We start from the raw sequence: 22,785 nt of genomic DNA, 5'->3' as shown, positions 1-22,785 counted from the left end.
CCCCGCCGTAGGGCATCCTGTAGCAGAGCCCCGATAGCAGACATGTGGACGGAGCGCAGCAGCGTGTTGCGCCTGCAGAATGAGGCATTGTGGTCGCCGCAAGTCTACCTATTTTGCGATGTCGCAAAAGTCGGGAATGGAAGTTCCGCACCAATCGGGACTTTCTCGGCAATATCAAGAGCTGCCTCAAAGCATGGAGTTTGCCGACTGCCCTTCCTTAATAAGCCAATTCGCAAAAACCTGCATTGGTCCTTCACTCAATCGGATCGGCTCCGGCAGGATGAGGCAGAAGGTTTTGGAGATCGATCGGCCATCGGGCCAAGGTGCGATCAAGCGCCCTTCCGCCAATTCTGTTTCAACATAGAGGCGCGGCACCAGCGCGACGCCAAGTCCGGCCAGCGCGGCCTCAATCAGCATAATGTGAAGATCATACCGGGGACCGATCGCGGGATTGGTCAGCGCGACCCCGGTCTCCTGCGCATAGCGTTGCCAGGCATCTGGGTTCTGGCGCCGATGAAGGCGTGGGAGTTCATCGAGGGATGCCACGCCCTCCCCTCTATCGAGAAGTACGGGATTACAAACAGGAACCAACATTTCATGCAGCAGCCGGTGCGTTCTCATTCCGCTCCATGCCGGATGCTCGAAATGGATCGCAGCGTCGAAACCGCTTCCCGCAAGGACAAAAGGCTCCATGCGTTCAGCAAGATGCACGATGATATTCGGTTGCTCTTCCTGGAACCGAGCCAGACGAGGGATAAGCCAGCGCGCGGCGAAGGTCGGGATCGTAGCAATGTCGATGCTTCCGCCGTCGCTCGGCTCGCCCATCAGATATTGACTATCACGCTCCAGCCGGTCGAGTGACTCTCGAACCTGAACGGCATAGCGCTCTCCATTCGGCAAAAGCCGAACACGATTACCGACCCGCTCGAAGAGCGTGACACCCAGGAAAGCTTCGAGCCGGCCTATCTGGCGACTGATTGCTCCCTCGGTCAGGGCCAGCTCGTCGGCCGCGCGAGCGAAGCTTCCATGACGAGCCGATGCTTCGAACGCCATGAGCGCGGAATTGCTTGGAATCTTGCGGCGCATGGGCGGCTCTTGGCATGATGGTTCGGCATACGATCCACCGTTACCTTGATATTAGATCACTGAAGCATGATCCGATATCGATATATTGGCGTCGATCGCCGTTCTATCATGATTAAATCTCAATGAGAAACAAGACCTGAAGCCATGTGCGTTCGGTCGGAGGTGATACGATGATCTATACGGTAGAATGCAGCTTCGCCGATGCAGATAGCGAAGCGGAATGGAATGACTTCTATAGCCTGGAGAAGTTGCCGGCCCTCATTTCGGTGAACGGCTTTCACACCTCACAGCGCTTCAAGGCGTTGAGCCATGGCTGCCCTGTCTATCTCGCCATTCATTCCATCGATGGCCTCGATATTCTGACGGGCGAGGAATATCGCCAAAAGGGCGGTGGCAATTTTGCGCGCTGGCAGCAGCACATTACCGACTGGCACCGAAACCTTTATGATGGCGTCGATCGAGCGCCGGCAATCGGTAAGGGCGAATATCTGGCGTTGAGCGCAAAGGGCCCCGAGCCTCTGATCCGGCTGGGCCTCAATCCACAAGCGATGCACGCGGTCGCCATGGAGAAGTTCCCCGAATACCGCTGGCTTGCCAAGGTCGAGCGCGCCCAGACGTCTGACCTTGAGCAACTGCGGGAAGACGTCCATATCTATGAGCCGATGACGGCACAATTGATGAGTAACGATAGCGTCGCCTTCGCGAAGGCACGGTAAGTGCCGATGCCGAATGTTACGATCTTCATCCCCTCAGACAGAATGCCGCCGGACGGAGCACTCGCGGCCCTCACGGAGCAGTGCACCGAACTCTGCATCGGCATCCTCCGAGCCGCGTTGGTGAATGTGCATGTCGCCTATGTCGCTGTTCGGCATGGGCGGGGGCACCCCGTCTTTGCAGAAATCCAATATCGCCTCGAACCCTTTCGGACGCCGAAGGTGATGGATCAGTTCATGGAGGGCCTGGATGATGCCATCAGGCGCAATCTTGACCTCACCGCGCGCATCCGTTGCTTCGGCTATGCAGCGTCGAACATTCACGCGCGAAATTGATTGGAAGCTCGGAGAGAACCGGTGACAAATATTGCATTTCCTAGCCAGCAGGTCGGCGACCTAGTAATCACGGCCATCAGCGATGGTTATCTCGCTGGCAGCCTCGCTCTGCTGTCGAATATCGACGCAGCAGATGCCTCCAGCATGCAGGCAAATGCAGGAGTAAAGGATCACACCGCGATCCATATCGGTTGCTATCTGGTGCGTGGAGACGGCCGCACGATCCTGATCGACGCAGGAGCGGGCGGTTTCAAGCAATGGGGCGGCCTGCTGAAGGCCAATCTCGCGCTGGCCGGCGTCCAGCCTTCCGAGATCGACACGATCCTGTTGACGCATGCCCATCCCGATCATGTCGGAGGGCTGGTGGATACTTCAGGAGAAGCCGCCTTTCCAAATGCCGAGCTTGGCGCTCACCATCGGGAAGTCGCATTCTGGCAGGATGACGGTAATCTGAGCCGCGCGCCCGAGCGTGCTCGTGGCAACTTCCTCTTGGCGCGTCAGGCGTTCGACTGCTATCGCGACAGACTGCGCACTTTCGATGCCGGTGAGGTGTTTCCCGGCGTGACGGCCATGCTGCTTCCGGGCCACACCGAAGGGCACACCGGTTATCGTCTCGAATCCTGCGGCCTGAATCTGTTGGTCTGGGGAGATATTGTCCATTTCCCCCAGATTCAGGTTCCGCGACCGGATGTGTCGATCGCATTCGATCAGGATGCGCTTCTTGCCGCCGAAACACGCAAAAGGCTGCTGGACCTCGCCAGTTCGGAACGGTTGCTGATAGCGGGGATGCATCTTGGTGAACTCGGTTTCACGCTGATCGAGCGAATGGATGGAAATTACGGCGTCAGGTATGTGGGATCTTCGCGACATATCTGACATCCGCCTTGGCCCGATCCCGAACGTCCGCATCAGCATCTCGGATGTCCAATTTTCGCGAGAGCCTTCTTAGGAGCTGTCAGTCCCCTTCCGGCCCCAAACGAGACGATTCCGTTGATCCTAAAGCTGCCTTAGAAACCCAAGGGTCAGTTCCAACACCTCAGTGGGCCGCTCCTGCTGGAGCCAGTGGCCAGCACCTTGAATAGTATGAGATCCGCGAAGGTCCGGAATCAGGCTCGGCATGCCAGCGATGATTTGATCCATGCCGGGGATGCTGAGTCCGGTGTCGCGCTCCCCAATCATGAACAGCGCCGGCACGTTGACTGTCTGGCCGGCATTGGCCTGTTGCAGCTCCCAATTGCGATCCAGATTGCGATAATAGTTCAATCCACCGGCGAAGCCCGACGCCTCGAACGCGCCAACCAATTGCTCGAAGTCTTCTGAAGGCAGCCAGTCCGGCAGCGCGGCCGGATCCGGCAGTCCCGGCAGCAAGCCTGTGCTCCGCATGACCATGCAAAAGGGGTTCGGCGTGCTGCCGCCCGGTTTGCGTAGGCCTGCTTCGCCGCTGGCCGCGAAGATGAGCTTATGGAGCGTCAAGCGGACGTCCCGATTGAATTCGACTTCGGCGCCGTCCGGTTCCTGGAAATAGAGGGCGTAGAATAAGGCCTCGTCGTTCTGCGGGAAAATCTTCGAAGGCGGTACGGGCGGCAGCCCCATCATAGGCACGCTCAACGCCACGATCGCGCGGAACCGGTCGGGCCGCGTCAGCGCGGCTTGCCAGGCGATCGTCGCTCCCCAATCGTGGCCGACGATAACAGCCGTTTTCTCGCCGAGGGCATCGAGCAGCGCAACGAGGTCGCCGACGGCGTGCAAAACAGTATATTGATCCGAGCGCTCCGGGGCGTCGGTTTTGCCGTAACCTCTCATATCCGGCGCAACGGCGCGATAGCCTGCCTGCGCCAGAGCCTCGATCTGGTGTCGCCAGGCATGCTTGGTTTCAGGGAAGCCGTGGCAGAGCAGGACCAGCGGGCCACTCCCCGCATCGAAGATGCTCATGTTAATGGTACGAGTCTGGATAGTGGTCTCTTTCATCGGAGCCTCTTAGCTGGATGCTGGGATAGTTGAAGCGGAGACGATCAGATCCGTCGACATGACGAGAAACCGGTGGCGTCGCATCTACGCTCCTTTAATTGCGTAACTGTTTGTGTTACGCAAACGATTGAAAGTCAATATATCGTAACAATTATTGTTGCGGAAAGGTGAGCGATGAGAACCGATGGCCGGCTTGCCAGGATGCTGCATGTGCTGGTGCATATGGGATTGCTCGGAGGCAGGGAAACGTCAGAGCGGATTGCACAGATGCTCAATACCAATCCGGTTGTGGTGCGCCGCACACTTGGAGCGTTGCGCGATCATGGGATCGTCGAGTCCGAGGGAGGGCGCGGCGGAGGTTGGAAACTCAAGCGGTCGCTCGATCAGATCACCGTGCTGGACGTGCAGCAGGCCTTGAACGAAGGCGCGATCATCACAGCCCCCATCTCGCGGGATCATCCCAACTGTCCGGTAGAACGCGCCTCCAACGCCGTGCTCGAAGAGGCGCATGTAGCTGCGGAGGCCCAGCTCCTGGCAAAATACGCTTCGACGACACTCGCGCACATCGCCGATATTGCACTTGCCGAAGGTATTGGGTCAGCACATACGCAATAGGGTGCCGTACGGCCGCTGCTAGTACGTAGTTGCGGCTTCCACCATAGTTACGATCATCGACTATTGGCTTTCAGTCAAGGCGCGAGCGGCTTGCCGCTTGTAGTCCCCTCACTCCTCAGCATCAAAGTCGAACGATGTCTTAACCCGTCGGAACGGTATGGTCAGTGGCCGCATACCAACCGTCGATCAGACCCCGTGCTATTTTTCCACCTCGTAAGCATCCCGATAGTAAATCTCGGTCACCCGAAACCGCCCGTCGACGCGTTTACATTGGACAATGACGTCGATTGCAATCGTCAGCATCTCGCGAATGTCATGCCGCTCGAGGTCTCCGCCGCCTTCCGATTCCTTTACCAGCAATGTCAGCTGCTCGAAGGCCAGGCGAGCAGAGTCGGCGTGGACCGTCGTGATCGATCCCTGATGCCCGGAGTTTACATTGCGGATGTAATAAAAGGCCGTCCCATCGCGAAGCTCCTGCAACAGGATCCGATCCGGCCGCATGCGCAAGCAGGATTCGAGCAGGTCCTTGGCACCAATCCTGGCCGTCCCCTGCCCGCCCTTCGAATAGAAGAGCCGGACGTGGTTCGGCTGCGGGATGACTAGCTCCGGCGTATCCTCGATGGAGATGATCCGTTCACTCTCCGGAATATGCCGGATCAGCGCTTTCGATAACGTCGTTTTGCCCGATCCGGTCGCACCGGAAATGATGATGTTTTTCCGCGCCAGCACCGCTTCCCGAAGGAACTGCTTGTAGGCACCGGTCCGGTAGAGTTCCAACAACGTTTGATCGGATTGGCCGCCGGCCTCTTCGGTTCGCACGACATCGGCAAACAATCCGCCATGATCGAGATCGTCGAGACTGAGAGAGACGGACGAGGGCTTGCGGATGGTGATGCTCACCGTTCCCTTTGCCGTTGCCGGCGGGATGACGACCTGGATGCGTTCGTCGTCCGGCAAGGTCGCCGACAGGATCGGGTGGGTTTCATCGATAGACTGGCTGGAGAAACTTGCGATGGCCCGCGCGAGGCGCATCAACCTGTCGTAGGATAGGTCTGGCATGTCGTGTGTCTGCCATCCGTCGGTCCCCTCGGTGACGACTTTTCCAGGCTTGTTGACGATAACCTCGTACAGCGCCTTGTCACGAAGGAACCGTGAAAATGGTAGCAGCAATTCGCGCACCACCCCGGAGTCTGCTGCTTCGATCATCGCATCCCCTACTTCGTGACCAACGTCGAGGCCGGGCTGAAGTCGCCGAGCACGGCGCGGTCGTAGATGCGGTTCCGGGGCTCGGTGACACGAAGACGGTAGACACTGGAAAAATCGAGATCGCGCGCCACGAAGATGGAAACGAGCTCGCCTTGATGCTTTTCGAGCGTCGGGGGAATATTGATCGACTGTTCGACAGCGATGGCAGCGGCCTGCTGTCCGGCGCTGGTCGTGTTCTGGGCTTCGCCATTACTATCCTGTAGCTGGCTGCTGGCATAGGAGCTGGCATCGCCGACGATCGACAACAGGATGGCGCTGCCGAACCGCTCCCACCAGTGGATGTCGATGTAGCCATCGACACCGGCCCGGCCAAGAGCATCGGTTGCCGGCGACGCCAGGGTGATGATCACGCCTGTGGGTGTCTTTGCCCGGTTCCAGAGGACGAAGAGCCGTTTCTGCCCGCGGCGAAGGCCGCCGCGATATTCGCCGACGACCTGCGTTCCCTTCTCCATCAACACGACCCTGCCGTTGTCCGACAGGACATCGCGGTTGATGACGCAGCTCGTGAACCCGGGCTGATCGGAGGAAAGCGCCGTCTCCAGGACGCACGGAATCGAGGTCCCCATCGCGACAATAAAATCGCGGTTACCGAGCGTGCCGGCGCGCGATCCCTGCAATTGTGTCGGCGTCAGCATGCGATTGAAGCGCTGGTCTTCGTTCTCGCCCTGCCCCGTGAAGCTGCCAGGCGTGTTTCCGAGCGGAACATAGTTAGAGTTGGGGTCGGTATTGGCATCATTTTGCTGTCGCCTGGCGGTCGGCGTTTTCTCGGCGCCATACGCCATGACAGGAGCGCGACGCGCGGCGTCGAGCAGTTTGTCGTTGTCAGTGGGCGTCTGCTCGGTGACGACGGGTGTCGGAAGCTCGACCTCGGTTGGCGCCGTCACCGGCTGGACCGGCTCCTTGGCCGGCTCGAAATCCGACGTCTGACGGATGACGACCCGCTCCGGCTGCGCGTCCGACGGCTTGTTGTTTCCGCGCATCGACCAGAGGGCAAAGGCAACAAAGGCGACGATCGCCACGGCAACCGCACCACGCTTGAGGATCGGATTGTTGTCGAGCCGGCGGCCGGTCGACGTCTCGGCGCGCTCGCCGGGAATCTGGGTGATCTCTTCGTCGGCCATGACACCTCCTATTGCGCTGCGCCGGGCTGGGTCTTGACGACGCGCTCGACCGACGGTGACGTCGTATTCGTTTCGGGATTGATGCCGACGCGGTCGTAGGCCTCGTTGAAGACGCAAAGGACATCGCCACCCCGGCGCAGAATGAACTTGCGACTAATGGCGTGGACCAGCACGAGATTGCCGTCCACGGACTTCGGGACCAGGCTTTCGGTGCCGTCGGAGTTTTCCATATAGATCGCCGGCATTTCCTGATTTCCGACGAAAGCGAAGGTAGTGACCTTGCCGTTGTCGTAGACGGCCTGCGGCTCGAGCGCCTGCGCGCCTTGCGCCGAGTAACGCCAGTTGCGCGGCCCATAGGCTTCGTGCAGGGACAGGACGCGATCGGCGTCGCCGGCCTGGGCGGCCTGAGCACGAGCGGCAGCCTCCAGCTTTCGGCGCTCTGCGTCATCCGCCGGATAGCGGTACTTTACATAGAAATAGGTGTTCTGCCCGGCCTCGACGGTGCCATCGCGGACGGTCAGCTCCATCTGGTAGCTGCGGGTCGAGCCGTCCCGTCTTGTGGTGACGACCGAGATATTCGTCACCGGCTGGTTTTCCCGAGGTTTCAGAAACAGGATGTTGCCGGCCGGCGCCACTTCCCATGCGACGCTGTTGCCCAGCGCCACATGGGCGATTTCCTCATCCGGAGCGAACTCGATCTGCACCGACGATCGCAAGGTGCCGACGATCTTCGTGATGTTGTAGGGCTGATAGTCGACGAAGCGGATGCGGCTGTCCTGGGACGCCCCGCGCGGGATGTCGAGAGCGAAGGCAGACGACGACAGCCCTGCGGCGAGAGCGAACGGTATGACAAAATGCAGTCTCAATTGATGGCCTCCGGATCGGCGCGATAATCGCTGACGACGAAACCCAGAGGGTTGACCAGCCGGTCGGTGGAAGACATCGGAGCGTTGGCATAGGAGAAGGTGAGCGTCGCCACCCAATGGGTGATGCGGACATCCTCGCCGCGGGTGACGGTTTGCATATATCGGACGGAGGCCACATTGGCGTTTATGAGCGAGATCGAAACGATGTTGATCCGCGAGGTCGCGCTCCGGCCATAAATATTCTGCGGCGATTCCGGGTTGCTGCCACGGTAGACCGTCGCGAAGTGGGTCTGCTCGGGCTGAGTCGACAGGAGCGCCACCGTGCGGAAATTATCCTCGGCCTCGCTCGACACATATCCTTCGCGGGCGCGGACATATTTGGCTGCGAAATACTTCGTCACCGCCTCGTCATAGGTGCCGGCGGTCGAGGTGAGCGCGGAGACCACATCGACGATGCCGGTCGAATTGTCGACCCGCACGACGAACGGCTCCACCGTCTTCAAAGGCGTCAGGCCGGCGATGGCGAAGACGGAGACGACCGCAATGACGCTGGCGGAAATCGCGACGAACCAGGCGATGCGGGCAGAGCGCTCGACCTGGATCAGCCGATCCTGATCGAACCGGCGGGCCTTCTCGAAATAGCTCTTCAGACTGTCGGTGCTCACCATGTCATTTGACCTCGCAGGGACGATAGGAGCCGGCGACGTCGAAATGCGCGAAGGCTGCCGGCGTCACCGAGGCGGGCTCCTCCGCAAAGGAAGCGGCATGGCTCGCCGGGTCCGTGGGGATAGCTCCGGTGGCGGACTGGTCGGTCTTTCCGTCGCCCTCCCATTGCCACATGGAGCGGTTGAGCGGCCGGCGGGAATAGCCGTCACATTTGGGGAGCGGATGGGAGATCGAACCGCAGCCTGCGAGGCTCGCGGTCAGCAGAAGCGACAAAAGCATACGGGGCATCTAAAAATAACCTGTCCAATTTCATTGATATCGAGGCTGTTATTCCGCCCGGTTCGGTGTCAGCCGGCGGCCGGCGGCACGCGTTCCGCGGCCGACGCCCTCGCCGTGTGAGAGGCGGCCCAGGCGAGCGTGCTTTCGTGTGCGTCGCGCGCGGCGCCATAGCCATAGGTCAGCGACGCGCCCCCGGCGGCGAGGGCCGAGGCGATACCGGGCAGCTGATAGAAGACGTAGAGGGCGGCGATGCAGATGGCGCAAAGTGCGATCGGGCGCATCAGGACATCGCTGTAGCCCTCGATTGCGGTGAACGTCGTGTCGATGCAGGTTATCAGCAGCGAGCCGATGGCGACGACGAGCACCTGCAGGATGACGAAGTTTACAAGCTGACCGATCCAGGATTCGGTGAACCTCCGGGTCGGCTGGAACATCGCGAGCGCGATAAAGATCGGCCCGATCGCCAGGATGATGGCAAGCGCCAGCCGCGCATAGAGCGAGACGATGTAGCCGATTGCGGCGACGAGGAAGCTTGCGCCGATCACCAGCATACCGCCGACGCCGGTGACGATATCGACTGGCCAGGAGGCACGAGACCAAATCTCGTAGGCGCACTTCTGACCCTTGTCCAGCAGGCTGTCGAAGGTGGAGGCGCTCGGCGCGGTCCCGGAGTTCAGCGCCTGCGATATCTCACGCGGCAAGGTGTCGAAGAAGATATTGGTGACGTAGGTCTGGTAGTCGCTGGCGCTCCTGACCAGCATGACGATGATGGCGAGCTTCATCGCCCGAAAGGCGAATTCCAGGATCGGCTCTTGCACCGAGCCGCGCAGCACAAGATATCCATAGAGCACGACATAGAGGGTCAACGCGGCCGTCAGCGGGCCGCTGATCCAATTGGCAATATTCGAGGTGCCGGAGGAAATGAAATTTTCCAGAGGCGCCTTGAACTGCCCGTCGACGAAGCTGAACACTTCATACATCGGTCAACCTCCGAACGATTTGCGCATGCGCTCGAGACGAAGCTTGCCGTCGTCGGCCTCGGCATTGCGGCAATTGGGGGTATCGTGAAGCTCGCCCGGATTGTTGCGGCATTCCCCGATGATCTTCGTCAGAAGCGCATCGTCGGCGACCAGTTCATCGACGGTGTAGACTTTCTCCGTCTCAGGGGAGCAGCCTGAGAGGAGAAACACGACCGCGACCGCAATGAGCCACCTCATTTGAGCGCCGCTCCCATCGTGTCCATACGCTGGCGCCAGTCCTCGGCCTTGCGCTGGTCATCGACCTGCACCTGGGCCTGCTGCACCATCTGCAGGCCTTGCATACGAAGAACGTCGGTTTGCAGGAAGGCGGTTTCAGCCTGCAGGCGGGCCTGCAGATCGGCGATATCCTTGGCATCCGCTGCACTCGATATCTGCTGGCGGAGCTGGTCGATGCCGTCGATGCGCTTGGTGGCGGCATCATAGATCTGCTGGCCGAGGCTCATCTGCCCGGCGTTCTGGTTCTGGATGCGCGAAAGCTCCTGCGCGTAGAAATCGTTCGCGCTGGTGCGATAGGTGGAATTGTCCTGAAGGAATTTCGAAGCGGAGTCGCCGAAGACGCCGGTGCCCGAGCCCCTGAACAGACCCTCAATGGCGTTGAAGTCCTGCGGAAGCGCCTTGCGGATCGACGGATCGTTCAGCAAACCGGCGACGTCGGCCATGTTGGTGATCTTGTTCAGCGAACCGTAGAGCTGCTGGGCCTGCCGGAGCTGCTGGTTCAGGGCATCGAGCTGCGACTTGAGCTGGGTGATGCTCTCGATCTGCTTGGCGATCGCTGACTCGTCGATAACGGGAATGCCCTGGGCAAATGTCAGACTGACCGATGCCAGGAAGGCGGTCGATGCCAGAAAGAGCCGAATGCTGCCTGTACGGATCATGCTTTCCTCCTTCTTTCCTGGAACACGGCAAACCAGTCCTCGCGTCCCTCGCCAATCTCAGCGCGAATGGTGTCTGCCAGCTCCACATTCGCCGTTCGACCGGACAAAATGGCGAGCTCGTCGCCGAAGCCGTTGAGGTTCAACTCTGCGACGACGCTGTTGTGGCCCTGCTTGACGATGAACCGCCGGCTTTCGACCGACAGCTCACGTGAGATCAGCTCGAATTCGCGTTCGGTCAGCTTGAAGCCATCGACATAGTCAGCACGGTCTCCTCGCGGATTCGGCAGGAAGATTTGCGTCGGGCACTGCTCGATGATGGTGTGGGCGATCGGCGAGACAATGGCGTCGCGTGGGCTCTGGGTCGCAAACAGCATGAGCCCGTTTTGTTTGCGGATCGTCTTCAGCTTGTTCTGGGCGAGCTCGCGGAAACCTTCGTCCTGCAGCGCCTTCCAGAATTCGTCGATGACGATGATGATCCGGCGTCCGTCGATCAGTTGCTCGATGCGGTAAAAGAGGTAGGTCATCAACGGCGTGCGAATCTCCTCGTTGTCGAGGAAGTCCGTCATGTCGTAGCCGATGAATTTGGCGCCGATCCCGATATCGTCCAGATCGTTGTCGAAGACCCAGCCGAGCGGCCCTCCCCTCTCCCACCGCCGGAGCCGCGAGGCGATACCTTCGGGATCGGTGTTGTTGAGGAAGGTGCGCAGGGCGCCGATGGAGCGGCGCTCGACGGGAAGGTCCGCCAGACCATCGACGGCCGAGGCGATGTCCCGCAGCTCGGTGACGGTCAGATCCCGTGTCGCCGCTCCGACCAGCTTGCCGATCCAGCGGGTGAGGAAGATCCGGTTCTCCGCCGTCAGGTCGAGCGCCTTCAATGGCGCGCAGCCGGTCGGCACGCCGTTTCTGAGCGGCAGGTAGGTACCGCCGGCGGCGCGAACGAACAGATCGGCCCCCCTGTCCTTGTCGAAGAACACCATATGGGGATCGTGCTTCTCAAGTTGGGAGAGCATGAAGTTCAGGAGCACCGTCTTGCCCGTACCCGATGGTCCACAGACAAAGGTGTTGCCGAGATCGCTGTGATGGAAGTTGAAATAGAACGGCGAGCCGGAGGCCGTCTTCAGCATGGCGACAGCCGGTCCCCATTCATTGCCGTCTTTCTGGCCGGTCGGATAGGAATGATAGGGCGAGAGCGCTGCGAAATTGCGCGACGTGATCGCTCCCGAGCGCGCCCGATAGCGCAAGTTGCCCGGCAGTTGCGCCCACCAGGCGGCCTCGAGCCCGAGATCCTCGCGAGCGACGACAGCGCCTCCGCTGGTGAGATGGGCGCGTGCCTTTGCCATATGGTCGGTCAGGTCCTTGACCGACGGCGCAAAGACCGTGAGGCCAAGATGATGCTCACCTACGACGAAGCGGTTGGATTCGAGATCGTCCATCGCCTCACCAAGCTCATCGATCTGCGAGGCCGCCTTGTCGCCGGCACTTACCATCTGGTTTTGCTTGCGGCCCATGATCGTGCGGGCATCCGCCTTCGAGGTGAAGGCAAAGGACTGCGTCAGAATGAGCTCGAAGGGTGCGGTCAGGATGCCGTCGAGCATGCCGCTGCGCGTGGTTGCCGGATATTCCTTGAAACCGAACATGCCGGCATAGCGGGTGTCTGCCGCATGGCGGATTTCGACCGTCTCGCGACCGAAGATCACCCGGTCCGAGTAGATCGCCGAAGAGATTCGTCCCTCCGTCAGGGGCAAAGGCTCGCGTCGCCCACCGACGAGCTGGTGGAGAAACTCGCTCGGCTCGCAGAACAGGATGCCGTCATGGTCGCAAAGCGACAGGGTGCGGGGAGAAAAGCGCTTCAGCCCGGCGGTGACATCGAGAACCTTGTCACGCAGGTGCTTGAGCGCGGTCTCGTCCAGCTCGGCGCCGGACCGGCGGGCTTTGCGAAGGCGAGAGAGAAGATTGGCAGCTCTGTCAGTGGGGTCACGGCTCGGATACCAGACGAGGGTGATATAAAGGTCGTTGCGAAACAGGTCTTCACGCACCATCCGCTCACGATATCTGGCATTGAGACCGTCGGAAAAGCGATTGGCGAAGTGTCCCTCGGGATAGTCGTTGTCACGTCGGCGGATGACATGCGTCCACAGCGCCAATCGCTCATCGGCGATATTGCGGTAGAGCGTGTTCAGGCTGCGGTGCAGGCCGTTGAGATCCAGAATGTCGGCGGTTTCAAAGGAGACGCCTTCGAGCACGAGCACGGTCATCAACGCGCGGGAATCGAGGACGATGATCGTCTCGTCGACATGGCGAACATAAGGGATGAAGGTCTCCGGCCCGAGCTCGCGGGACTGCAGTTTCGCTATGCTAGGCAAGGCTCAGATCCCTTTCGTCGTAGCGCCGGACAAGCGTCAGCGGCGAGAGTGTTGCGCCACCCCAATAGGAGGCGTTACGCGAGCGGCCGCGGGTCTCGACCCAGGCGATCAGGATGCGGAACATGTTGTGGTCATGCTTGACGAGCGCCCGGAACACGAGATGGAAGACCACACCGACAGCCAAGTAGGCGATCGACCCGGCGGTGATATAGAGGATGGTCGTCAGCATGATGTTGATGCCCATCGCTTCCATGGTCACGCCGGCAATCATTGCCGGGCGCGTGCAGGCCAGGAACAACGTGTCTTCTTCGAGGGTAGGAGCGCTTACCATCGACGTCAGCCGCCGACGATGGTGTTGACCAGTTCGGTGGCGCCGAAAATGCCGCCGATACCGATGATCCAGAAACCGGCCCGGCGCAGATCCATGTAGCCGAACATCCAGGCGATGCAGATGATGATGATCGCGATCACCGCCAGCAGTTTAGCGATGTTGCCCGTGAGCATCGTCACGATGTTTTGCAGCACGGTTTCGATGCCGGCGGACTGCGCAAAGGCCGGTTCGACCATGCAGACGACAATGGCCGCGGCCATGAGCGCGGGGGCGGCAAAGGGGCGGATACGGCTTGTGAAGATCATTCGCTTTGCTCCGATCGGTCATTCTGGAAAACGAGAACCGAGGACCGGCGTCTGGATGTGAAGACATTCCATGATGCAGGTTCTTCGGTTTGGGAGAGCTGCCTCGGGTTGGATTGTTCCTCCTGATCCCGAGGTTCGTCGGCAGGTGCAGCTTGGTCGTCCGGTCCGGCGACGGTAAGGGAGGCGAGTTTCGGCGAGAGACGTTTGGCTTCACGCCGCACTTGCTCGTCATATTTGATCATGGCACCGACGGAGGGGTCGTCGCGTCCATAGTAGGACTGCAGCATCACCTTTTCGGCCTGCGCCGGACCGGCGCCGGCGTGCAGGGCAAGACGATAGTAGCCGTCGAGCAGCGTCGCCGTGGCCTTAAGGTTCTGGCAAGGGTCGAAGGCATCGGAAACGGAGAGGTTCAGTTTGCGGAGTTCTTCCGTGCCGATACCGCCAAGTCCGATCTGGATATCCTGGTGATCGGCGATCAGCGATGTGGCGAGCTCGATGGCCTCGGCCTTGGTGGAAGGTTGCGAAGGCAGCGGCTCCCCGCTATTGATGCGGATGGCGAAGGGGAGGAACTTGCTCTCCAGGCTCACGACGCCGGCCAGCATTTCCACCTGGACCATTGGCGCGCAGCTTTGTGCAATATCGGCGAATGCGGCGGCCATGGATCAGTACCACACGCGCTGCTGGCCGACGCCGTCTATGGTCACGTCGACATAGTGCGGTTGTGATCGCACGTTCGGGCGCGCTATCGGATAGGCCATGCATAGAAGACGGCCGCCCTCGCGTTGCCAACGCGGTGACAGGACCGAGCCGGAGTCGTTGCCATAATTGTTGCGGTCATAGGAGCAAAGCGAATTGCTCACACGCTGGAGGGAGGTCGCAATACAGGTTGCTTCCTCACCGCGCGGGCCGTAGCTCCCCGACAGCCGATAGCCGGCATCGCAATAGTAGGGCTCGTAACCAGGACGCGAACTGCGAAAGCCGACGCCGCTGCACGTTGGAAACGAGTGTCCTTTGGCAAGCTCGCTCCAGAGTTTCTGGATCGGAGGCCGGCATTCCGCATACTGGGTTGGCCCGCCCGGATTGGAAAGACACAAAATGACCTGGCATCCCCAATCTTCAGCCCGCGCATTGCTGCGGGAAATCAGATAGGATGGTAGTATGCAGGCGATAGATAGCAGAACATTGAGCAGAAGGCTTTTCATGGACAGCACTTTCCGAGACGATGACAGCCGCGTGCGGAAGCAACGTTCAGCTCCAGCGAGGCGCCATTTTACTAACTTATATAACACAGTTAAATGACATGACAAGAGCTCTCAAGACGCAATTGCGCAACCTTGCCTTTTCCGGACTCATTCTTCATGAAATCCTCGATCATCCACTTGAGGAAGAAACGCCCCAGGCACGGCTGAAAGAGATCGGCATGATGACCATCCTCTACACAATGACCCAAGCCCACCAGAAGCTAACTCTTTCAAATATCATAGAAGTTACCGACCTCACCCGAAGTGGTGCGAAAGAGACGGTCGACCTCCTCGTGAGGAGAGGAATGCTGACGGAAACCATGGGGACAAATTCCATGGGCCGAGGAACTGCGCGCCAATTCGAGATATCTGCTGATATCCTGAAGAAGATAAGCGCCTTCGAAAGCTGATTAATTTCAAGTTAAACTGACTTATTTTGGTCAGTAATATAGTGCCTCAGCGAATCACCAGGACTTGGTGTGCAGATATAAAAAGCGTCTATCCCAGGAGGCTGCAGCACTGCGGCTCAGCGATATTCCTATGAGGAAATCATTCGCCAGTTCACGAGCAACGTGGGCCGGAAGGTCGACCATAGCCTCGATGTGCCGATCATTTCAGAATTCGACGCGTGAAGGCAATCGTCCGCAAAAGCAGGCGACGGACGGGCCCAGTGACCCAAAACAACCTAGGAGAAGTGACGTGGCTGGCCTTTGGAACAACAATAATCCGGTCATCGCGTCGGGCTCTTCCTGCAACAGTGTTGCATACCCTCGCATTCGCTGAGCCAGAGATCGGGCCGGCCCCGGTCGATGACCCTCGACTGATCTGCCTGATCGAGCGACATGCAGCAGCGATGCAGATAGGCTTCACCTCAGATACCGAGCAGGCCGCGGCGCGGTGCCCCCGACTTTCAGGTTGTTTTTACGCATATGGCGCCATCTTGCGTTGTCACGAAAGGGCATCCGATAGACGCAGATTTCCGAGGTTCGGGATAGCCGTGCCGACGCAACTGGGCGAGACAACAACGCGGGCTCACACGCTTCTCGATGAGAGGGAAGCATTTCACCCGCTACGCCTCGAAACGGACTTGGCGCGGATGATCTCGTCGCAACTCATCCTGATCCACTGTTGCGCGATAGTGTGATCCGACGACCGTTTCCGGGTCAACCTGGCCAGTTCCTAGCCGAAATCGACAGCATTGTTGCGATGGCATTCTCGCTCAGTGGGTGTTTATTCCAACTTCTGCCGGCCATAAAGCAGGAGCATAAACACGATTACGGTGCCGTATATCAGTTGACGTCCGGCTTCCTCGATCTGCATCACGGACAGGATAGATTGGAGCAGGGTTATAAGAATGACACCGGCAATCGTTCCGAGATAGGAGCCCTTGCCTCCCAGAACATGGGTGCCGCCGAGCACGACTGCTGCGATCGAGGGCAACAGATACGCATCCCCCATCGACTGTGAGGCCTTGGAAGCATAGCCTGCAAGCAAAACGCCGGCTAGCGCGCTTAGCGCACCCGATATGACGAAGGCAAGCAACGTGATGCGACGCGTATCGATGCCGGAGAGATAGGCAGCGCGCTCGCGGTTACCGATTGCGTAGAGCGATCGCCCGAAAGTCGTTCGGGTCAAAAGGAAGATCGCAAGAACACCGATGACCAGCCAGACGAGGACGCCGTTCGGAACGGCGGGGATAATATAGCCCGTGGCAATAAAACGCATCGCCGCCGTGGCGGAATCCTGTGGCGAAAAGCCCCCCGTATAGACGACCATCAACCCTTGCACGACGGCATTCGTCGCAAGCGTGATAATCATCGAGGGGATGCGCAGATAGGCAACGGCGGCGCCGTTGAACGCGCCGATCGCGGCACCACACAAAATGCCGAAAGGTATGGCGAAGGCAGAGCCGGCCGACCCGTAGGCGGTGGCCGCGCAGGCCATCATTGCCCCTGCCGTCACCACCCAGGGCACGGAAAGATCAATTTGTCCGAGCAGGATTACCATCATCATGCCGGTTGCGATGACGCCGAGGAAGGAGGCGACCTTGAGCTGCTGCAACAGATAGTCGGGCGACAGGAAGTTGCGCGAATAGAGCGACCCGCCGAGCAGCAGCAGGATGATGCATCCGAAGGCGATCGCCACGGCGGGATCGATGCCGCGAAGGCGGGCGGGGATCATGGATTGCCGCATGGCCGACGCATCCTCACTCATTGAAACCACTCCAGCCTGTTGCGTACGCGCGCCAAGCCGATGCAGCCGATGCTGATTGCTACCATCAGCACGACCCCCTGGAATAGCGGCTGCCAGAGTGGATCGAGGTCAAAGACGAATAGAAGGTCGCCGATGGTGCGAAAGGCAAGTGCACCGAAAACAGCACCGATTGCGCTGCCCTTTCCGCCGGCAAGTGACACGCCTCCGAGTACGACGGCCGCGATCGAATAAAGTGTATAGGCATTGCCGCTCGCGAAGGCCGCCTCGCCGGTGTAGGAGAAGAAGGTCAGATAAAGGCCGCCGATTGCCGAAAGCAGGCCGCCAAGCGCATAGGCTACCAGTTTTGCCCGTTTGATTGGCATGCCAGACATGTAGGCAGCCGTTTCCGAGGATCCCGCCGCATAGGCTGCGCGCCCGAGAACCGACCGCTTAAAGGGCACCCATATGATCAGAATCGTCAGAGCGAGGACAACCAGGCTTGCCGGGACGACGCCGAAAAGCTTGGAGGTAAAAGCATCGGCAAGATCCTCGTTCACCGATCCGCCAGGCGATGGGCGCAGGAGAAGCGCCAGGCCAAAGAAGACCGCGCTCGTCGCGATCGTCGTGACGATCGGCTGCAAGCGGCCAAAGATGATGATGAGGCCATTCAGCATGCCGCAGGCAAGGCCGGCCATGAGAACGGCGATGATGCCCATGCCCGTCTGTAGCGGTGAGCCAACGACGAGCCAGGAGGCCAGGCAATTGCAGAGGATTAAGATCATACCAGCGGAGAGATCGATGCCTGCCGTAATCACGACGAAGCATTGCGCCATGGCAACGAAGGCGAGAAGCGTCGCCTTGTTGGCCGCCGTCTGCACGACATTCGGAGTAAAGCCGGCCGGATGATTGCTGACGTAAACTACGAACATGACCACGAAGAGAGCGGCCGCAAACAGCGTGCCCTTGTGCTGCGCATACCAGAACCGCCAGTCGCCAGAAGACTTGGTGCTCATTTCCCGATCCTTTGTTCGATTGCGCGCGAATTGACGTTGAGCGCGCTGGCGATCAGTTCGCGTTCGTTGATCTCGCTGCCCTCCAGCGTACGGATGATGCTGCCGTCATACATGACGAGCACCCGGTCGCCGCAGCCGATCAGTTCATCGTAGTCGGTGGAATAGAAGATAATTGCTGCCCCGGCATCCGCGAGCTTGCGCAGCAGGGCGTAGATTTCCTGCTTGGTGCCGACGTCTATACCGCGCGTGGGATCGTTGAGCAGAATGATCTTCGGCCGGTTCATCAGCCATTTGGCGATAACGACCTTCTGCTGGTTGCCGCCCGAGAGCGCCCCGACCGGCATGTCGATAGTTGCCGCCTTGATCGCGAGCAATTTCAACAGCTCGTCGATCCGGGCCAACTCGACGCCGCGGTCGATGATGCCGCTTTTCGACACGCTGCGAAGCGCGGCGATGGAGAGGTTTTCACGCACCGTCATTGGTAGCATCAACCCCTCCGTCTTGCGATCCTCCGGGATTAGCGCGATCGATGTCTCACCCGACTTAGCCTCCTTCGGGCTTCTAAACGCCACCGGCTGCCCGGCGACGGCGATCGTACCCTTGAGGTCTCGCAGCACGCCGAAGAGAGCCAGCAGCAATTCGCGCTGCCCCTGCCCATCCAGGCCGCCAATAGCGATGATCTCGCCGGGGCGGACATCGAAGCTGATATTGGACAAACGATCGCCCCAGGATAGGTTTCGGCAAGACAGCACGGGAGCGCGATCCGGCGCCGCAGCCGGCTTGGGCGGGAAGACATTGACGTATTCCCGCCCGATCATCAGCTCGACCACCTGCTGGTCGGTCTTGCTGCCGGCCGGATAAGATTCGATGCTGCGGCCATTGCGGAAGACCGTGCAGTCGTCTGCCAGCGCGGCAATCTCGTGCATGCGATGCGAGATGTAGATCAGCGCCATGCCTTCGGCGCGCAGCCGTTTCAGGACGCCGAACACGTTCTCGACATCGGATTGCGTCAGCGCCGACGTCGCTTCGTCGAGGATCAGCAGACGCGGCTTGCGGGCAAGCGCCTTGGCGATCTCCACGATCTGGCGACGCGACAACGGCAGGTCCTTCACTAGCGAGGAGGGGTGAATATCAGAAGCCCCAGCCCGCGCGAGCGCATCTTGCGCGATGGTACGCTGCCTGCGCCTGTCGATCATGCCGAAGCGCAGAGGTGGATTGCTGATGACGATATTGTCGGCGACCGAAAGATCCGGAATGAGCGATAGCTCCTGAAAGACGCAGACGATGCCTGACGCCATCGCCGCCGCTGGCGTCGAGAAGGAAACCTCCCGGCCGTCGAGCAGCATGCGCCCTTCATCGGGCACTACCGCGCCGGCCATAATCTTGATGAGCGTCGATTTACCGGCGCCGTTTTCACCTAGGACGGCATGGATCGCGCCCGAGCGGATCGAGATGCTGGCATCCTTCAGAGCGATGACGCCGCCATATCGCTTGGATATGCTGTCCATCCGGAAAAGGGGTTCAGATAAGCTCAAGCGCTCGTCTCCTGCGGTCATAGTGAAGGCAAGTGCTGCGGGCGAGGCGCCCGCAGCTACCATGACGAATGAAGCGGCTTACTGATTTTCCTTGTTCTGCCCCATGATTTCCTGCGCCGTGAAATTGATGCCGCAGGTGGGGAATGCGTTGCCGACGAAGAAGTTGTCGGACTCCTTCGGATAATAATCCTGACCTTCCTTGAAGTCTGGATCCGACACGAGCGCGGTCGGCAGCTTGATTGCCTGTGGGATCACCTGCCCTTCGAGCGCAGCAATCGCCGTCTTGATCGCAACGGCGACCTGGGCCGGCCCCGTGCCTGCGGAGGTGCACTTCAGGCCATCAGCGGCATGCGCGGCGCAGAACTTGCGAAAACCATTCTCCGTCTCGCCGCCGAAGGGTACAAAAGGATGCTTGGCATCGATCATTGCCTGCACGACGCCGGTATCGCCGCCCTGCGCCGTGACACCATCAAACGGACCATTGGTCGCGATTGCATCGGCAGTCGCCTTTTGGGCGACGCCGTCATCCCATTTGCCGACGACCTCCGTCACGTTGAACTTCTTGCCTGAGGCGTCCAGCGTTTCCTTGATGCCGTCGTGGCGATCGGTATCGACCGAGGTGCCCGCGACGCCACGGACTTCCAGCACCTTGCCGCCGTTCGGCATGTGCTTGACCAGCCAATCGCCCCAGATGACGCCAAGGCCCTTCTGGTCGACGTTGACATTGATCGCATCCTTGGTGTCGAGCGTATTGTCGAAGGCGACCAGGACGACGCCAGCTTCCTTGGCGCGCTTGATGACGGGACCGAAGGCGGTCGGGTTCTGAGCATCGACGACGATCGCGTCATAGCCGGCATCAATAAAGTTGTTGATCGCGGAAATTTGGGCGGGAACATCCTCACCCGTAGAGACGACCTTGAACTCCTTCAGCTTTGCCTTGACGTCGGGCTGCGCAGCGTAAGCCTTGGCAGTCTGTACCATCTGGATGCGCCAGGTATTGGCGATATAGCCGTTGGCAAGCGCGATCCGGTAGGGCCCGTCCTTCTTCGGAAACTGAAGGAACTGCGTGTCGGATGCCCAGGGGGTCATGCACTTGGGGTCGGCCGCCGGGCCGGAAACGACCTTCGGCGCCGCAGCGGCGGTTGTGCAAAGCAGGGCGAGCATGGGTACGGAAAGGCACGCGAGCCCGATGGGCTTCGCCTTCAATCTCTTAAGCATGGAATGTCCTCCTCCATGGGCGAACTGGGGCCGCCCTTCCAATATGAATAGATTGGCGTGCTTGGTCCGGAAGGCTCCATTCCCATCCATATCCGGAACGAGAAAAAAGGTAACACAGTAGACAGCGCTGTCAATTTCAATTTGATAGCGCTGTCAACTATGGCATAACTGAACTTATTCTATTCGCTACTGCAGCAATATCGAAATTTTGAGGGAAAACTATTCCATGCGCCGTGTAACATTGGATGATGTGGCAAGTCTTGCCGGTGTCAGTCCGATCACCGTCTCCCGGGTTCTCCGCAAGCCCGATTCCGTTTCGGAACCACTTCGTCAGCGTGTAAACTCCGCCGTCAAGGAGCTTGGCTATGTGCCGAATATAGCCGCAAGCAGGCTCGCCTCAGCCCGAAGCCATGCCATCGGCGTGATCGTTCCGACGCTATACAACGTTATCTTCGCCGAATATCTGCTGGCATTGCATGAGATACTCGTCGATGCCGGCTTCCAGGTCATCGTCGTCAACAGCCGCTACTCGGAAATCGAAGAGGAGAATGCCATCAAGGCTTTGCTCGGCCAGCGGGTGGAAGCAGTCATTATTGCCGGCATCCATCACACGACCCATGCGCGGCAGCTCCTGACCCGCGCCCATCTCCCGGTTGTAGAAACGCTCGAACTCTCGCAGGATCCAATCGACATCAATATCGGCATGTCGCAAGAAAGCGCCGGGCGTGCGGCGACGCAGCATCTCATCCAGCGTGGTTTTAAACGGATCGCTTTTCTGAGCGGCAATCTCGACCATCGCTCGCAGTCGCGGCTCGATGGCTACTATCTCGCAATGCGCGAAGCCGGTTTGGAGGACTTCGAGCTGGTGACGCAGAGGCCACGCCATAGCTCGATTGCACTCGGTTCGGCCCTCTGCGCGGAAATGTTGAACTGCATGAAGATGCCCGAAGCAATCTTCTGCACGGACGATAATCTCGCGCTTGGCGCCATGCAGGAATGCCGCAAGCGCGGCATCGGAATCCCGTACAATATCTCGATCATCGGCTTTCATGACCTGGAATTCGCCGCCTGCGCGTCACCTTCTCTCTCATCGATCGCCTCCCGACGCTACGAGACCGGTAAGCTCGCTGCCGAAAAGGTGCTTGCAGCGATCCACGCCAGCACGCGCCCAGCCGTCGAGCGCATCGATCTGGGTTTCGAAGTCAAGGCGCGGGAGAGCACAGGCGATTGAGGCGACTGCACCGGAGCCCGGGAAGCCGAGAGCCTGGCGGCTGATTTCGAGCGCGAACTGGCTGCGGAACTGTGGGCGATGCACGCGCAGCCCATTGAAGGAGCAATCGCCAAGCTGCACGGGGTTCTGACCCTCGGATCGTATCGCGTGACTGCGACGAATTTCCCTGTCGGTCGCTACGTTTCTTGGTGCACGATCTTTTGCAGATGGAATAGCGACACGATTGCGGCTTCCTGAGTTGATCGTCCTATATTATATCGCCTTTGCGGTGCCGATGCTGATCAAAGGATATCTCCCAAAAGAACATGGCGGGAGCCGAAAATCGCTGGTCATGTTATTGATCGCCAGAAGGGATGTCCGCTCAGCAGAGAAGATATGCTTTGGCTCGAGAAAGCGGACCGGCATTGCCCAGCCCAAAAAGGTGGTTGGGGAGACCGCCTAGAACACGAGTGAAGCCCGCATCCGCAGACTTCACCGTTTTCGATGTTTTATACCTTTGCCTTGCGCCCACGCTTAGGCCCGTC

General features: G+C 59.5%; 24 protein-coding genes and 1 pseudogene. 6 read left to right on the top strand and 19 right to left on the bottom strand.

Annotated elements, in window-relative coordinates; genetic code table 11:
* Positions 1–186 precede the first annotated feature (186 nt).
* Positions 187–1,086 (bottom strand): LysR substrate-binding domain-containing protein, encoded by a 900-nt coding sequence (locus GR212_RS34660; protein WP_163994195.1) that lies wholly within the window; start codon positions 1,084–1,086, stop codon positions 187–189.
* Positions 1,087–1,256: 170 nt separating this feature from the next.
* On the opposite strand from GR212_RS34660, the gene GR212_RS34655 reads away from it, so the two are divergent.
* From GR212_RS34655 to GR212_RS34645, 3 genes are read left to right on the top strand one after another with little or no spacing between them, the layout of a single operon-like run.
* A complete protein-coding gene (locus GR212_RS34655) occupies positions 1,257–1,802 on the top strand; it encodes a sugar ABC transporter (protein WP_163994193.1) in 546 nt (181 codons plus the stop codon).
* A 6-nt stretch (positions 1,803–1,808) separates the two neighbouring features.
* Positions 1,809–2,135 carry a hypothetical protein gene (locus GR212_RS34650; RefSeq protein WP_163994191.1) on the top strand — a complete coding sequence of 109 codons (327 nt, stop codon included), beginning with the start codon at positions 1,809–1,811 and terminating at the stop codon, positions 2,133–2,135.
* 21 nt (positions 2,136–2,156) lie between these two features.
* Positions 2,157–3,011 (top strand): MBL fold metallo-hydrolase, encoded by an 855-nt coding sequence (locus GR212_RS34645; RefSeq protein ID WP_163994189.1) that lies wholly within the window; start codon positions 2,157–2,159, stop codon positions 3,009–3,011.
* 120 nt (positions 3,012–3,131) lie between these two features.
* Here the strand turns inward: GR212_RS34645 and GR212_RS34640 are convergent, their stop codons facing one another.
* Positions 3,132–4,103, bottom strand: coding sequence for an alpha/beta fold hydrolase (locus GR212_RS34640; protein ID WP_163994187.1), 972 nt, complete (start codon positions 4,101–4,103; stop codon positions 3,132–3,134).
* A gap of 174 nt (positions 4,104–4,277) precedes the next feature.
* Here GR212_RS34640 and GR212_RS34635 point away from each other — a divergent pair, with 174 nt between their 5' ends.
* Positions 4,278–4,718: an RrF2 family transcriptional regulator gene (locus GR212_RS34635; RefSeq protein ID WP_163994186.1), complete on the top strand. Its 441-nt coding sequence runs from the start codon at positions 4,278–4,280 to the stop codon at positions 4,716–4,718.
* 198 nt (positions 4,719–4,916) lie between these two features.
* Here the strand turns inward: GR212_RS34635 and virB11 are convergent, their stop codons facing one another.
* The 13 genes and pseudogenes from virB11 to GR212_RS34570 all read right to left on the bottom strand — a co-directional run bounded on the left by virB11 (position 4,917) and on the right by GR212_RS34570 (position 15,032).
* Positions 4,917–5,924: a P-type DNA transfer ATPase VirB11 gene (virB11, locus tag GR212_RS34630; protein ID WP_163994183.1), complete on the bottom strand. Its 1,008-nt coding sequence runs from the start codon at positions 5,922–5,924 to the stop codon at positions 4,917–4,919.
* An 8-nt stretch (positions 5,925–5,932) separates the two neighbouring features.
* Positions 5,933–7,105, bottom strand: a complete 1,173-nt coding sequence (virB10, locus tag GR212_RS34625) for a type IV secretion system protein VirB10 (RefSeq protein WP_163994181.1) — start codon at positions 7,103–7,105, stop codon at positions 5,933–5,935.
* An 8-nt stretch (positions 7,106–7,113) separates the two neighbouring features.
* Positions 7,114–7,971, bottom strand: a complete 858-nt coding sequence (gene virB9, locus GR212_RS34620; protein WP_163994179.1) for a P-type conjugative transfer protein VirB9 — start codon at positions 7,969–7,971, stop codon at positions 7,114–7,116.
* Positions 7,968–8,639, bottom strand: a complete 672-nt coding sequence (locus GR212_RS34615; RefSeq protein ID WP_163994177.1) for a virB8 family protein — start codon at positions 8,637–8,639, stop codon at positions 7,968–7,970. Before GR212_RS34615 ends, virB9 begins: the two co-directional genes overlap by 4 nt.
* A 1-nt stretch (position 8,640) precedes the next feature.
* On the bottom strand, positions 8,641–8,925 hold the full coding sequence (locus GR212_RS34610) for a hypothetical protein (protein WP_163994175.1): 285 nt from the start codon (positions 8,923–8,925) through the stop codon (positions 8,641–8,643).
* A gap of 39 nt (positions 8,926–8,964) precedes the next feature.
* Positions 8,965–9,896: pseudogene (locus GR212_RS34605) on the bottom strand (type IV secretion system protein).
* Between the two features lie 3 nt (positions 9,897–9,899).
* Entirely contained in the window at positions 9,900–10,133 is a 234-nt protein-coding gene (locus GR212_RS34600) for an EexN family lipoprotein (RefSeq protein WP_163994173.1), read from the bottom strand.
* Entirely contained in the window at positions 10,130–10,831 is a 702-nt protein-coding gene (gene virB5, locus GR212_RS34595) for a P-type DNA transfer protein VirB5 (protein ID WP_163994171.1), read from the bottom strand. Before virB5 ends, GR212_RS34600 begins: the two co-directional genes overlap by 4 nt.
* Positions 10,828–13,194: a VirB4 family type IV secretion/conjugal transfer ATPase gene (locus tag GR212_RS34590; protein WP_163994169.1), complete on the bottom strand. Its 2,367-nt coding sequence runs from the start codon at positions 13,192–13,194 to the stop codon at positions 10,828–10,830. Before GR212_RS34590 ends, virB5 begins: the two co-directional genes overlap by 4 nt.
* On the bottom strand, positions 13,187–13,525 hold the full coding sequence (locus tag GR212_RS34585) for a type IV secretion system protein VirB3 (protein WP_163994167.1): 339 nt from the start codon (positions 13,523–13,525) through the stop codon (positions 13,187–13,189). The genes GR212_RS34590 and GR212_RS34585 overlap by 8 nt, the downstream gene beginning before the upstream one ends.
* A 5-nt stretch (positions 13,526–13,530) precedes the next feature.
* Positions 13,531–13,830, bottom strand: coding sequence for a TrbC/VirB2 family protein (locus tag GR212_RS34580; RefSeq protein WP_163994165.1), 300 nt, complete (start codon positions 13,828–13,830; stop codon positions 13,531–13,533).
* The gene (locus tag GR212_RS34575; RefSeq protein ID WP_163994163.1) at positions 13,827–14,489 is read right to left on the bottom strand and encodes a lytic transglycosylase domain-containing protein; all 663 of its coding nucleotides are present in this window, start codon (positions 14,487–14,489) and stop codon (positions 13,827–13,829) included. The genes GR212_RS34580 and GR212_RS34575 overlap by 4 nt, the downstream gene beginning before the upstream one ends.
* Positions 14,490–14,492: 3 nt before the next feature.
* A complete protein-coding gene (locus GR212_RS34570) occupies positions 14,493–15,032 on the bottom strand; it encodes a hypothetical protein (RefSeq protein ID WP_163994161.1) in 540 nt (179 codons plus the stop codon).
* Between the two features lie 98 nt (positions 15,033–15,130).
* Between GR212_RS34570 and GR212_RS34565 the strand changes: the two genes are divergently transcribed.
* Entirely contained in the window at positions 15,131–15,481 is a 351-nt protein-coding gene (locus GR212_RS34565) for a MarR family transcriptional regulator (protein WP_163994159.1), read from the top strand.
* Positions 15,482–16,301: 820 nt separating this feature from the next.
* On the opposite strand, the gene GR212_RS34560 is transcribed toward GR212_RS34565, so the two are convergent.
* From GR212_RS34560 to GR212_RS34545, 4 genes are all read right to left on the bottom strand, one after another.
* Positions 16,302–17,285 (bottom strand): ABC transporter permease, encoded by a 984-nt coding sequence (locus GR212_RS34560; protein WP_163994157.1) that lies wholly within the window; start codon positions 17,283–17,285, stop codon positions 16,302–16,304.
* Entirely contained in the window at positions 17,282–18,277 is a 996-nt protein-coding gene (locus GR212_RS34555) for an ABC transporter permease (RefSeq protein WP_163994155.1), read from the bottom strand. Before GR212_RS34555 ends, GR212_RS34560 begins: the two co-directional genes overlap by 4 nt.
* Positions 18,274–19,812 carry a sugar ABC transporter ATP-binding protein gene (locus GR212_RS34550; RefSeq protein ID WP_163994152.1) on the bottom strand — a complete coding sequence of 513 codons (1,539 nt, stop codon included), beginning with the start codon at positions 19,810–19,812 and terminating at the stop codon, positions 18,274–18,276. The genes GR212_RS34555 and GR212_RS34550 overlap by 4 nt, the downstream gene beginning before the upstream one ends.
* Before the next feature lie 78 nt (positions 19,813–19,890).
* Entirely contained in the window at positions 19,891–21,030 is a 1,140-nt protein-coding gene (locus GR212_RS34545; protein ID WP_163994150.1) for a sugar ABC transporter substrate-binding protein, read from the bottom strand.
* 226 nt (positions 21,031–21,256) lie between these two features.
* Between GR212_RS34545 and GR212_RS34540 the strand changes: the two genes are divergently transcribed.
* The gene (locus GR212_RS34540; RefSeq protein WP_163994148.1) at positions 21,257–22,261 is read left to right on the top strand and encodes a LacI family DNA-binding transcriptional regulator; all 1,005 of its coding nucleotides are present in this window, start codon (positions 21,257–21,259) and stop codon (positions 22,259–22,261) included.
* Positions 22,262–22,785 lie beyond the last annotated feature (524 nt).

Source organism: Martinezella lusitana (assembly GCF_010668395.1).
Classification (GTDB): domain Bacteria; phylum Pseudomonadota; class Alphaproteobacteria; order Rhizobiales; family Rhizobiaceae; genus Rhizobium; species Rhizobium lusitanum_A.
The sequence above is the reverse complement of the archived record's forward strand: the minus strand, read 5'-3'. Positions and strand labels throughout refer to the sequence as shown.